This window comes from Pseudomonas sp. K8 (assembly GCF_014889455.1).
Lineage (GTDB): Bacteria > Pseudomonadota > Gammaproteobacteria > Pseudomonadales > Pseudomonadaceae > Aquipseudomonas > Aquipseudomonas veronii.
On record NZ_VJWO01000058.1, the window covers coordinates 1 to 11,894 of the forward strand.

9 protein-coding genes are annotated in these 11,894 nt (G+C 58.7%); 6 read left to right on the plus strand and 3 right to left on the minus strand.

The features are described from left to right. The coding region (locus INT12_RS26785) for a transporter (RefSeq protein WP_226926319.1) at window positions 1–965 on the plus strand (965 nt) is incomplete at its 5' end. A 409-nt stretch (window positions 966–1,374) separates the two neighbouring features. After that, a complete protein-coding gene (locus INT12_RS26790) occupies window positions 1,375–2,265 on the plus strand; it encodes a helix-turn-helix domain-containing protein (RefSeq protein WP_046383417.1) in 891 nt (296 codons plus the stop codon). Window positions 2,266–2,664: 399 nt separating this feature from the next. Here INT12_RS26790 and bamA read toward each other — a convergent pair whose 3' ends face one another. Next, on the minus strand, window positions 2,665–5,031 hold the full coding sequence (gene bamA / locus INT12_RS26795) for an outer membrane protein assembly factor BamA (protein WP_046383419.1): 2,367 nt from the start codon (window positions 5,029–5,031) through the stop codon (window positions 2,665–2,667). Window positions 5,032–5,218: 187 nt separating this feature from the next. Between bamA and INT12_RS26800 the strand changes: the two genes are divergently transcribed. From INT12_RS26800 to INT12_RS31480, 4 genes are all read left to right on the plus strand, one after another. Beyond that, window positions 5,219–5,902 carry a response regulator transcription factor gene (locus INT12_RS26800; RefSeq protein ID WP_046383420.1) on the plus strand — a complete coding sequence of 228 codons (684 nt, stop codon included), beginning with the start codon at window positions 5,219–5,221 and terminating at the stop codon, window positions 5,900–5,902. Beyond that, window positions 5,899–7,182: an ATP-binding protein gene (locus INT12_RS26805; RefSeq protein ID WP_193040400.1), complete on the plus strand. Its 1,284-nt coding sequence runs from the start codon at window positions 5,899–5,901 to the stop codon at window positions 7,180–7,182. Before INT12_RS26800 ends, INT12_RS26805 begins: the two co-directional genes overlap by 4 nt. A gap of 57 nt (window positions 7,183–7,239) precedes the next feature. Further along, window positions 7,240–7,692, plus strand: coding sequence for a hypothetical protein (locus tag INT12_RS26810; RefSeq protein ID WP_046489557.1), 453 nt, complete (start codon window positions 7,240–7,242; stop codon window positions 7,690–7,692). Window positions 7,693–8,164: 472 nt separating this feature from the next. Then, window positions 8,165–8,701 (plus strand): AAA family ATPase, encoded by a 537-nt coding sequence (locus INT12_RS31480; protein ID WP_226926320.1) that lies wholly within the window; start codon window positions 8,165–8,167, stop codon window positions 8,699–8,701. 66 nt (window positions 8,702–8,767) lie between these two features. Here the strand turns inward: INT12_RS31480 and INT12_RS26820 are convergent, their stop codons facing one another. Further along, window positions 8,768–10,393: a methyl-accepting chemotaxis protein gene (locus INT12_RS26820; RefSeq protein ID WP_169883558.1), complete on the minus strand. Its 1,626-nt coding sequence runs from the start codon at window positions 10,391–10,393 to the stop codon at window positions 8,768–8,770. A 150-nt stretch (window positions 10,394–10,543) separates the two neighbouring features. After that, complete coding sequence (locus INT12_RS26825) at window positions 10,544–11,887, minus strand: TolC family outer membrane protein (RefSeq protein WP_193040398.1); 1,344 nt, start codon at window positions 11,885–11,887, stop codon at window positions 10,544–10,546. Window positions 11,888–11,894: the final 7 nt, after the last annotated feature.

Sequence of the window (11,894 nt, forward strand, 5' to 3'; positions counted from 1 at the left end):
CAACAGCACATGCTTTGCGCGCGCCCAATACGCTCAAGTCGAGTTCTGATGCTAGCGTCGACTGCCTGAGGAAAAACAATAGCCACTGCCGAATTATGTATGCGTTTCAGTTGGCGACTTTAATGCTTGGTCTACAACTTCCGATTGTGTGCCACGCACTGGATGTCGATCCTGGCGACTATACGCCAATGCCAGACGGCACACAGCTCGGGCTGCTGTATTTACAGCATGCAGAACGCCACGATTATTACGTGCGCGGCAATCAGTTAAGTGACAAATATAACCTGTACTCGGATGTCAGTATTCTGAGGGGGGTCAGCTATCAAGCGTTTGCAGGCGTCCTGACGAATATCCAACTGCTATTGCCTTTTGGCCACCTGTCGGCCGGTGGCGATATAAAAGGCATGGGCAGCGAAAGCGGAATGGGCGATCCGATTCTGGCCAATGCGGTCTGGATCCATCAGGACCCTTCAACAAACCGCGCATTGGCCGTCACTCAATATCTTTTTTTGCCAATAGGCGACTACAACAAGAATAAAGAGTTGAATATTGGGGAGAACCGATGGAAGTATGTCTTGCAGGGCGGATACATGCACGGCATCGGTAGCCGCGTCATTCTGGATTTCGTCGCTGACGTGACTTTTTTCGGCGACAACGATCGTTATTCCTCCCGCGACCTGACGCTGAAGCAGGACCCGCAGTATCAGATGCAGGGATTCATCAGGTACATGTTCAGTGAGCGCGCGGCTATGCATGTCGGTTATTCCCGGCTATGGGGCGGGCAGAGGAAAGTTGACGGAACCGAACTGGAAGATGAAAGCCGTCAAGCAAAAATAGTGCTGGGCGGGTCTTATTTCGTGACGCCGAAAGCTCAGTTGCTTGCGACATTGGGGCGAGACCTTTCAGTTGAAAATGGCTTCAAGGAAGAGTCTCGCGTCAATCTTCGATTGCTTTACGTATTCTAAGTCACTGAGCAACGCCGGCTACGCCAGGAAAATCAGCGAAGACATCGCCAGGGCGGTGGTGGCCTGACAGGCGTCGCTCCGTTGCGAGAATCACTTCTCGCAGCCCCTTTACGGCCGCCCGGCGGTGGCCGTTTTTTTAGCGGGACGGGAAACGTTCGCAACCCTCAACCCATGCAAATCATCTCGGTCACGCTTTATAGCCATTTAATCCCTGTGTTCGGTTTTTTATAATCACTTAAGTCGCATAAGGTTGGATATTTTTTTCGACACTGCTCATCCCATGCTAGTATTCTGGTGAGCTGTAAATACTAATAAAAACAATACTCCACGGCCATCTCTCGAGTGCTTTCAAATTTGCGTAGGAGCGCAATAAGAGCCAAGGTGACGGCCCTCAAGTGAGACTTCAAGTATGCCGACCGTCATTACCCCAAAGGAACTTCTCAAGTGGGTGCCAGGCGTAGTTCTCAGCTCAAGCGAAGAACTCGGATGGAAAGATATGCAGCAACGCTCATATCGATATAAAGGTCAGGACGTCCTCATTCCACCCCTTGATCATTTCATGATCGTTTATTACTTTGGCGGCCGCACACCGATGGATCGTTGTGTGGATGAGGGCTGGACACGTACCGCTTGCGCGCCGGGCGATATTTCGCTGCTTACGATGTCACAGGACTCCCATTGGAACTGGACGCAAGACATTGATGTTTCTCATCTCTATCTTTCCAATGCGCTGATGTCTCGTGTGGCCATGGATGTTATGGAGCGTCCGATTGAAGAGGTGCGCCTGCATGATCTGCTCCGTACCCAAGACACGATCCTCACGGCTATTGTCGGCGCAATTACCAATGAAGTAAGAAGTCGTGGGATTGGTGGCGCATTGTATGTGGAAGCCTTGAGCATGCAGTTGGCTATTCACCTTCTACGGCATTACGCCAGTGTCACCTTTAAAGAGTCCAGTGCGCCTGGGCGGCTGTCGCAACAACAAAAAAAGTACTTGCTCGAGTTCATCGATGCTCATCTGGAAGAGTCCATACGCCTTGACGAAATGGCCGATGCCGTAGGGTTGGGTGTCTGGACGTTTTCCAGGAAATTCAGCGAATCGTTCGACTGTTCACCACACACCTTTGTTACCGAGCAGCGCATCGAACGGGCCAAGCGAATGCTGTACAGCGGCACACTGTCGATTAAGGAAATTGCCTATCATTGTGGGTTTTCAGATCAGGCGCATTTGACCCGTGTCCTGCGCAGCAAACTCGGTGTAACGCCTACGCAACTAAGGAAAACAAACAACCTGGAATAGTGTTCTTACAACGATCGGAAAGTAATTTTCTGCTTCGCCGAACAACCATCAGCGAAGTCAAGCCATTGCCGGCCAACGGCTACCGGAAAGAAACATGGACCTTTTAGATATTCTATCCTCGGCTGTCGTAACCGTATTGGTGGTGGTACTGATCGCACTTAGGCGCACGGACAGGAAAATCCCGATCGAAGACATCCCTCAGGAGCGTGCCAAGTGGGAAGAGAAAGTTCGCGGTAAGTCCCGGTCAGCCCTCACACGGCGCCCACTCGCACCCTCTATTCCAGAACCGTATGTGCCTCGCGAATCCGCAACCGTCGCCGAGGCCCCATCGGAGCCAGGCGATAAAACATAACGCCGGTATCCTGCGACGGCGAGCAGCGCGTTAACCCGCTGAAATGATCAGAACGTCTGGCCCATGGAAAACTGGAACACCTGTTTATCCGCGTTCTCCGGCGTGCGAATCGGATAAGCCAGGTTGACACTCAACGGCCCCAGCGGGCTGTACCAGGTCACGCCAACCCCCACCGAACTGGCCATCTGGCTCAGGTCCACACCACCGCAGCCTTGGGTGGTGCTGAGGTAACACTTGTCCGAATACACCGTGCCCACATCCCAGAACAAGGAGGTCCGCACGGATTTGTTGTCTTTGATGAACGGCACAGGGAACAAGTACTCCGTGCCCCCGGTAATCAGAATATTACCGCCCAGCGCCTCCGTAGTCCGGTCCGAGTAGTACGCTTGACCTGCGCTGGCATAGGTCCCGGTCGCCGGGGTATTGCGCGGGCCGAGCGTGCCGCTTTCAAAACCACGCACCGTGCCTTCGCCGCCGGCCGTATAGCTCTCATAGAACGGCAACCCGTCCGTGGAGCCATAACCGTTGCCGTAACCGAGCTTGGTATGGAAGCGCAGGGCGGTGGTATTGCTGACCGGCAGGAAGGTTTGTCCCGTATAGTCGATTTTGTAGAAGCTCAGGTCACTGCCGGGCACCGTCACCGTCAGGTTGAGGTTCTGCGCGTGCCCGCGCGTGGCCAGTACGCCTTTGTTCAAGGTCGACTCCGACCAGCCTGCGCTGGCCTTGAAGTTGGTGAACTCCTTGCCTTCGCGCTCGATGAAATCGTAGATCTCGTCGGCGCTGTAGGTGCCCGGCTCGATGCTGTCGTGTTGTGCGGTCAGGCCGAACGTCAGGCGCGAAGTCTCGTTGATCGGGTAACCGAGGCTGGCACCCAGGCCAAAACTGTTGATGGCGTAATAGGACACCCCGTCATCGTAGTATTTGTTGTAGTCGGTTTTGCTGTAGAACGCGTTGTAGCCCAGGCTAACCCCATCGGTGGTGAAGTAGGGGTCGGTGAAACCGATGTTGTACTTGCTCTGGTAGGACGAACGGGTCAGCCCCAGGCTGGCGTAATTGCCCGTGCCAAGAAAGTTGTTCTGGGTAATCGACCCGCCAAGGATCAGGCCCGAACTCTGGGCGAAGCCGACGCTGGCCGTGATCGAGCCGGAGGCTTGTTCTTCCACGGCGTAGTTCACATCCAACTGGTCATCCAGCCCGGCCACGGCCGGCGTCTCGACGTTCACTTCCTTGAAGAACCCCAGGCGTTCCAGGCGCACCTTGGATTGGTCGATCAGGTAGGTCGACGCCCAGCCGCCTTCCATCTGCCGCATTTCGCGACGCAGCACTTTGTCGTCGGTCTTGGTATTGCCCCGGAAGTTGATGCGATTGACGTAAGCCCGCTTGCCGGGGTCGATGCTGAAAGTGATGTCTACCGTGTGGTCTTCTTCATGCACCTGAGGCGTACCGGTGACGTTGGCGAACGTATAGCCTTCGTTGCCCAGGCGGCGGGTGATCAGTTCCGAGGTGGTGGTCATCAACTTGCGCGAAAACACCTGGCCCTTTTGCACCAGCAATAATGACTGGACCTGCTCTTGCGGGACTTTCAGCTCGCCGCTCAGCTTGACTTCACGCACCGTGTACTTCTGGCCTTCCTGGATGTTCACGGTGATATAGACGTGCTTTTTATCCGGGGTCATGGAGACCTGGGTCGAGGTGATATCCATGTTGATATAGCCACGGTCCAGGTAATAGGAGCGCAGCCGTTCGAGGTCGCCGGAGAGTTTCTCCCGTGCGTATTTATCGTCGTTCTTGAAAAATGACAGCCAGTTGCTGGTCTTGAGCGTGAATTGGTCGATCAACGCGTCGTCGGGGAACACCGTATTGCCCACCACGTTGATGTGCTGGATCGACGCCACTTCACCTTCATCGATCTTGATCTTCAGGCCGACCCGATTGCGCGGCTGGGCCACGACCTCGGTGTCGACCGAGGCCGAGTAACGGCCCTGGGCAACGTATTGACGCTGCAACTCGTTGCGCACGCCTTCCAGGGTGGCGCGCTGGAATATCTCGCCTTCGGCAAGGCCCGATTGCTTCATGCCTTTCATCAAATCTTCGGTGGAGATCGCCTTGTTGCCCTCGAACTCGATGCTGGCAACCGAAGGGCGCTCGACGACATTGATAATCAGCACATCACCTTCGCGACTCAGCTGGATATCCTGGAAGAACCCGGTCTTGAACAACGCGCGAGTGGAATCCACCAGGCGCCGGTCATCCGCTTCATCGCCGACGTTCAGCGGCAATGCGCCGAATACGCTGCCCGCTGAGACGCGTTGCAGGCCATTGATTCGAATATCCGAGATTTTGAAGCCTTGGGCGAGTGCCAGTGAGGTATTGAGCAGCAGCGCAACCGAGCAGAGCAGGCGCGAAAAATTCATCAAGATCTTTTCCAGAACACATCGACAAGCAGCGCCGGCGTGCTGGGTTCACTCGCCGACCGGTGAACAGCCAGCATAAGAGTGCGCGGCGTTTGGTGCGGTTAACCGAATGTCAAGTTAGGTAAAGGTGGGCCTGATAACCTGCGCAAAGGCTGATAATGGACAACCCCACACTGACGAGCCCACGATGATCTGCGTACTGTTGGTCGACGACGACCAGGAATTGACGGAAATGCTCAGCCAATACTTGGCGCGCGAAGGTTTTGAGGCCACGGCCGTGCATACGGGCGAGGAGGGCGAGGTCGAGGCGCTGTCGGGGCGCTACAGCATTGTGGTGCTGGACGTCATGCTGCCCCAGCGTTCGGGCATCGAGGTGCTGCGGCGCATCCGCGCGGTCAGCCAAGTGCCCGTGGTGCTGCTGACCGCCCGCGGCGACAACATCGACCGCATCACCGGCCTGGAACTCGGCGCCGACGATTACGTGCCCAAGCCCAGCTCCCCGGGCGAGCTGGTGGCACGGCTGCGCGCGATCATGCGCAGGGTGCAGCCGGTGGGCCAGCCGCTCACCGAAGTGATCAAGACCGGCGCGCTGGTGTTGTGGCCCGGCAAGCGCCAGGCCCTATGGAGCGGTGTCGAGCTGGGCCTGACCAGCACCGAATTCAGCCTGCTCGAAGAACTGGCCCGCAACGCCGGCCAAGTGGTGAGTAAAAAGGACCTGTCCCTCAACGCCCTGGGCTGCCCGCTGACCCGCTACGACCGGCGCATCGACGTACATATCAGCAGCATCCGGCAGAAGCTGGGGCCGCGCCTGGACACCAAGGCCTGGATCCAGAGCGTGCGCGGCCTTGGCTACCTGTTGATCGCCGAATGACCCGGCCCAGCCTGCTGTTCTGGAAACTGTTCCTGGCCTTCTGGCTGGCGACCACCCTGACGTTTCTGGTCGGAGTCGGCGTACTAGAACTGAGCCGTTTTCGCCCGAGCGACCCGCATGTGGAAGCCATTCTGGCAGCGGAAACCGGGCTGCTCGAGCGCGTCGGTGTCGACGCGGCAGGCCAGCTCCTCACGGTCTGGGAACGTCCGCCGGATGAGAACATCGGCGTCTATGACAGCAACGGTCACTTGATCTTGGGGTCGCCCGTTGAACAACCGACCTATGAACGAGCGGTCACCAGCAAGGAAGGCCTGGCGCTTTCGATCAGGTCCACCCACGCCCCCGGCAACGTCCCCGGCAGGCCCTGGCACCAGATCCCGTTGCTCATCGGCACGTTGATGAGTGCGCTGTTCAGCGGCTACATGGCGTACTACCTGGCCTGGCCACTGGCCTACCTGCGTCGGGCGATGAGCGATGTGGCCCAAGGACGCTTCGAAACCCGGGTCAAACCCGCCATGGGCAAGCGCCGCGATGAAATCGTCGACCTGGCCGAAGACTGCGACCGCATGGCCAACCAGCTCAAGGTACTGGTGCAAGCCCAGCAGCATCTGCTGCACGACATCTCCCATGAATTGCGCTCGCCGCTGACGCGCATGCAAGCGGCCATCGGCCTGTTGCGCCAAGACCCTGCACGCATGGAAATGCTCGAACGCATCGAGCATGAATCCGAACGCATGGACACCCTGATCGAAGCGCTGCTGACCCTGGCTCGCCTGCAAGGCCGGCCCGAAAGCATCGAGCGCGAACCCGTGGACATCATCGAGTTGCTGACGATGATTGTCGAAGATGCGCAGTTCGAAGCCGGCATCAAAGGCTGCCGCGTACACCTACAGGCTTGCCCGCCGTTTATCGCCTGTGTCAGCGGTGAGTTGCTGTACCGCTGCTTCGAGAACGTGATCCGCAACGCCGTGCGCTACACGCGGCCGGACACCACGGTGCTGGTTTCAGCGCGCATCAATCCCGACGCGAGCCGCCTCGCTGTGGCGATCAGCGACCACGGGCCGGGCGTCGACAACGATCGATTGCACAGCATCTTCCAACCGTTCGAGCGTGGCGCGGGGGATGCCAGCGTCGGCTTTGGCCTGGGCTTGGCCATCGCCGCGCGGGCAGTGCAGATGCACGGCGGCAGCATCGCGGCACGCAATGAGTCAGGCGGCGGGCTGACCGTGGAGGTCAACCTGCACAACGCGCGATCTTTACACGACATTACATTGGCTTGACCGCCCTGTACGTCGCCGCTCATTAGACTTGTCGCCATTGTTTGAGCGGAGGTGGCGATGTTTCAGGTGCATAAAAAGGGCTTTGTGCCCGGCAGGAAAATGGTCGATGGCCTGGTCCCGTATGACTTCTTTTGTGAAGACAGCCCGACGATCAATATCTTCGTGTTTACCGGCGCCGCCACCCCCGACGCAACCGTCGAGGAGCAGACGCTGTGGGGCTTCACCCGCCTGGAGCGGTTCGAGGCGATGACCAACGCGCTGGTGAGCAACAAGCAACACGCCGGCTGGTTTCAAAGCGTGAATGTGCTGACCGGGCCCAACCAGAACGGCACGCAAAGCGTGAAATTCCAGCGCGTGCTGAAAATCATCAAACACGCCAGCAGCACGCAAAAAGTCGACTATGAGATTCTGACTGACGAAGGCGACACCTACTTCACCCGGCAAACCGTTGCGGCGAACAGCGCGCAAACCGTCATCTATTCGGCGGAGTCGTCCGCTCGTAGCGCGTGATTATCTCACGGGCCTGGCGGGCGTGAGGCGCGTCTGTTCGTCCAGTCACGCGTGTTACCTCTGCCCAAGACGCCTTGCTTTTTTTGGGTATCGATCACCGTTCAGTCGCCCATTAAGCGTTTTTACGTGACTGCTACGGTTACAGGACGCGCAGACTTAATGAGAGCCCCAAGTATCACGGGCCATGTTGCCAACATGCTTATCGGCTTCTGACGACACAGCACACAACGGGATCATCATTCTGGCTGACGTCGCCCATAACACCTATTACGTCGCGTTGAACCAGCAGTGGCTGGAGCCGTTCTACCTGTCCCAGGTGGCGTTTCTTGTCGCGGTTTTTCTACTCTCGCCTATCGCCTGGAACTTCATCCGTCGTCGCGTAGCACTAATCAACACGATTCGATTGTGAAGTGTTCCAATGAGGAGCAGTGTCGCTCAGTATGATCAGGATGTTCAATGCGCAGGGGCTCCTATGCAGCGTGTCATGATTATTGGCCAACCAGGGTCAGGAAAAAGTACGCTGGCTCGGGCGATGGGCAAGCACACAGGTCTTCCGGTCATCCATATCGACACGATCCATTGGCAACCGGGATGGGTTGAGCGAAACACTGATGAGAAGACTCGCCTTTGTCACGAGGCCGAGGCCCGCGATCAGTGGATTTTTGAAGGTGGCCATTCGGCCACCTGGGATAACCGTATTGCCAGAGCCGACCTCTTAATATGGATTGATCGGTCGCCGGTACTTCGGTTTTGGCGTGTGTTTCTTAGAACTTTGACCCAGCGTGGTAGCACTCGCCCCGACCTTCCAGAGGATTGCCCAGAGCAGGTAAAGAACCTTCTAGCGCTTTTCAACTTCATGTGGACTACCCGTAAATCGGCGCGTGCCAAGATGAGGCAGCTTGCGGCAACGGCGCCCTCAACATGTCGCGTCGTCTGTCTGCGATCCAACCGTCAAACCAGACGATTTCTATCGAGTATTCGGGACGTGCGTTGCGGACAGTCGTCGTGAAAAGTCCAGGTTCCGACAAAGCCGCTGCGTGCATGCCCTAAGCCGGCGTGTGTCTTACGCCAAGGATCAAGTCCGAAAGCCTCCCACCAGCCCGCTCAGCTCCGCAGCCAAGCGTGACAGCGCATGGCTCGCTGCGTTGGTCTGCAAGGCGCCCGCCGCGGATTGCGCCGACAGGTCGCGGATCGCCAACAGGTTGCTGTCGACCTCACGGGCAACCTGGGCCTGTTCTTCGGCGGCACTGGCAATCACCAGGTTGCGCTCGTTGATCTGGCCGATGGCCGCGAAGATATCCTCCAGCACCACCCCCGACGCCTGCGTGATTTCCAGCGTGCCTTGCGCCCGTGCCGTGCTGCTGCGCATCGAATCCACCGCGTGTTCGGCAGTGCTCTGCACGCTGGCAATCATCTGTTCGATCTCGCGGGTCGATTCCTGGGTGCGGTAGGCGAGGGTGCGTACCTCGTCGGCCACGACAGCAAACCCCCGACCGGCTTCACCGGCCCGGGCCGCTTCGATCGCCGCGTTGAGGGCCAGCAGGTTGGTCTGCTCCGAGACTGCCCGGATCACGTCGAGCACCTTGCCGATGTTGCGCACTTCATTGGCGAGGTGCTGGATACGCTCGGCGCTGCCCTGGATTTCGGCGGTCATTGATTGCGTACCGCTGATGTTTTCGCGTACCTGCTGACGGCTCTTTTCCGACAGCGTATTGGAGGCGGTGGCCGCTTGCGAAGTCGACACCGCGTTGCGCGCCACTTCTTCGACCGCACTGGTCATCTGGTTCACCGCGGTCGCGGCCTGTTCCAGCTGCATGTCCTGCTGCTGGAGGCCACGGTTGCTTTCTTCGGTGACGGCGTTGAGTTCTTCAGCGGCTGAGGCCAACTGCGTGGCTGAGTCAGCGATCTGGATCAGTGTTTCACGCTGGCTGGCCTGCATGCGTTGCAGTTCAAGGAACAATTCGCCAATTTCGTTGCGGCCAGGCGAGACGACTTCGCGGGTCAGATCGCCCCCGGCAATACGCTTGAAGTGCTCGCCGGCCGCGCGCAATGGGCGCAGGACGGTGCCCGAGATGAATACCCAGCAGACGACAGCGAGTGCCAGGGTCAGCAGGATCAAGGCAATGGCCAGGGTTTGCGAAGTCTGCAGCCGCGCAGCCGCCTCCGTGTTGATCTCCTGGGCACGGGCATCCAACGCGCCGACCAGCTTCACGCGAATCTCCTGAAGCTTGGTCATGCTGTTGCCGGCATCAATGTTGACTTGAAAATACTCTTCGGCGGAGCGCGCGCGCGTGGCGGCGCGTTGTCCGACGATGGCCGTGCCGTATACGGCGAACGCACGCTTGAGATCTTCGGCGAGGGCCTTCAACTGCGGGTCACGCAAGTCTGTGGTCGAGGCATTGACCTTGGCGATGGCGTCACTCCAGATCGCCTCACTGCGCACCAGCCGGGCTTCAGCGTCGTCGAAACGCCCGCCGACGGTCTCGATGAACGCCGAGGACACGTTGGCGCTGGTACGGATTGCCAGCAGCAACGCGTTGTTGATGCCGTCGATTTGTCGCGAGGTACGCCCCAACTCGTCAATGTGCTCGTGACTGCGTACCGCCGACCGCCAGCCGTTCAGGGTCGAGAACAACAGTGCAATAACGAACAGCAGCAGCACCCCGATCATCCCGGTGCGAATTTTCAGATGGGCAAACATGGGCATACTCCGCAGACCACTTAAGTAATAGTGATCGTGCTATCCGCATTCACGCAGTGAACTTGAACGGCAGAAGTGGGAACCTGTTCGATTATCGAACCCTGAACTCAATGGCTCAGGTACATGGGCTGAATGGGGCGCGCACCGGGTTCAATCGAGCAGGCGACTGACCTCACGCAGACGCGCGTCGTTCAGGTTCCCCGTCGACGCCAGCAGGTTGAGCTGCGCGAGCAGAATCGCGTAGCGTTGCTGGGCCAAACGTTGCTGGGTGTCCGTGACTTTCTGCTGTGCGTCCAGCACCTCCGTGTTGATGCGCGCACCGGCCTCGAAGCCGTGGGTCACCGACGTGAGGTTGACCTGGCTGGATTTCAGCGCCTGCTTGAGCGCCTGGTATTGGCTCATGCCGCTGGTCACTTGCAGGTAGGCCTGGCGGGCCATCAGCCCGGCGCTGCGGCGCGCATCTTCGAGTTCATCCAGGGCTTTGCTCTGCAACGCATGGGCTTCGCGCACGCGGCTGCTGGTACGGCCGCCGCCATACAGTGGCACGCTCAGTTTGACCCCGACCACCGTCTGGTTATAACGATTCTCCGGCAGGGTGACGTCGTACACATCGCCGCCGACCGAGGCAAAACGGCCATGGGCGGCGATCAGGTCAAGGGTCGGCAAGTGGCCGGCTTGTTCCTTGTCGATGTCCATTTCGGCCAGGCGCTGGGCAATCTGCGCCCGCTGCACGGCGAGGTTGCCTTGTTGCGCGGTGGTGGCCCAGGCGCCGATCGCGGCGGGCACCGGAGCGCTGAATTGTGGCTCCTTGCCCGACCATGGGCGCGCCTGGGCGGCGGTCAATTGGGTGAGGGCTTCGGTGGCGATATCCAGCGCGCCGCGTGCGGCGATTTGCTCGGCGAAGGCCTGGTCGTATTTGGCCTGAACCTGTTCGAGCGCGTTGTGGGTGCTGGCGCCGTCGGCCAACAAACGCCGGGGGCGGTCCTGGCTCTCCTGCAGGGTTTGCAACTGTTGCGTGCGGGTGTTCAGCAGTTCCTGGTTAAGCAGTACGTCGAAGTAGGCGCGGGCGACACGCAGCATCAGGTCCTGGCGCGCTTGTTCGGTCTGCACCTCGCTGGCGCTGATCATCAGTTTGCTTTGGTCGTGGGCAACCACACTCTGCCAGCGCAACAGCGGTTGGGTGAGAACCACGGCATAGGCGTTGGTGTTATTGCGGTTGCGATGGTAGTCGGACGAATCCTCGGCATCGACCCACGCCGCGCCGCCGGTGACCGACAGGTCCGGTAACAGGTTGGCACGGCTTTGCGGTTCTTTTTCCGCGGTGGCCAATTGTTGCGCCTGTGCAGCGGCGAACTTCATGTCGTGGGTCAGCGCCTTCTGGTACAGCTGGTACAAGTCTTCCGCCGCCGCATTGGCCGGGCAGCAGGCGAGGCTGAGGCCGCACAGGAAAGTGAGCAGTGTGATCGGGTCGAGATGCAGCCCTGGAATACGCAAGGGGATG

Bases quoted from the DNA above. Each gene is read 5' to 3' on its own strand.
- bamA (WP_046383419.1), bottom strand. From the start codon at position 5,031: ATGAATTTTTCGCGCCTGCTCTGCTCGGTTGCGCTGCTGCTCAATACC.
- INT12_RS31480 (WP_226926320.1), top strand. From the start codon at position 8,165: ATGCAGCGTGTCATGATTATTGGCCAACCAGGGTCAGGAAAAAGTACG.
- INT12_RS26805 (WP_193040400.1), top strand. From the start codon at position 5,899: ATGACCCGGCCCAGCCTGCTGTTCTGGAAACTGTTCCTGGCCTTCTGG.
- INT12_RS26790 (WP_046383417.1), top strand. From the start codon at position 1,375: ATGCCGACCGTCATTACCCCAAAGGAACTTCTCAAGTGGGTGCCAGGC.
- INT12_RS26810 (WP_046489557.1), top strand. From the start codon at position 7,240: ATGTTTCAGGTGCATAAAAAGGGCTTTGTGCCCGGCAGGAAAATGGTC.
- INT12_RS26800 (WP_046383420.1), top strand. From the start codon at position 5,219: ATGATCTGCGTACTGTTGGTCGACGACGACCAGGAATTGACGGAAATG.
- INT12_RS26820 (WP_169883558.1), bottom strand. From the start codon at position 10,393: ATGTTTGCCCATCTGAAAATTCGCACCGGGATGATCGGGGTGCTGCTG.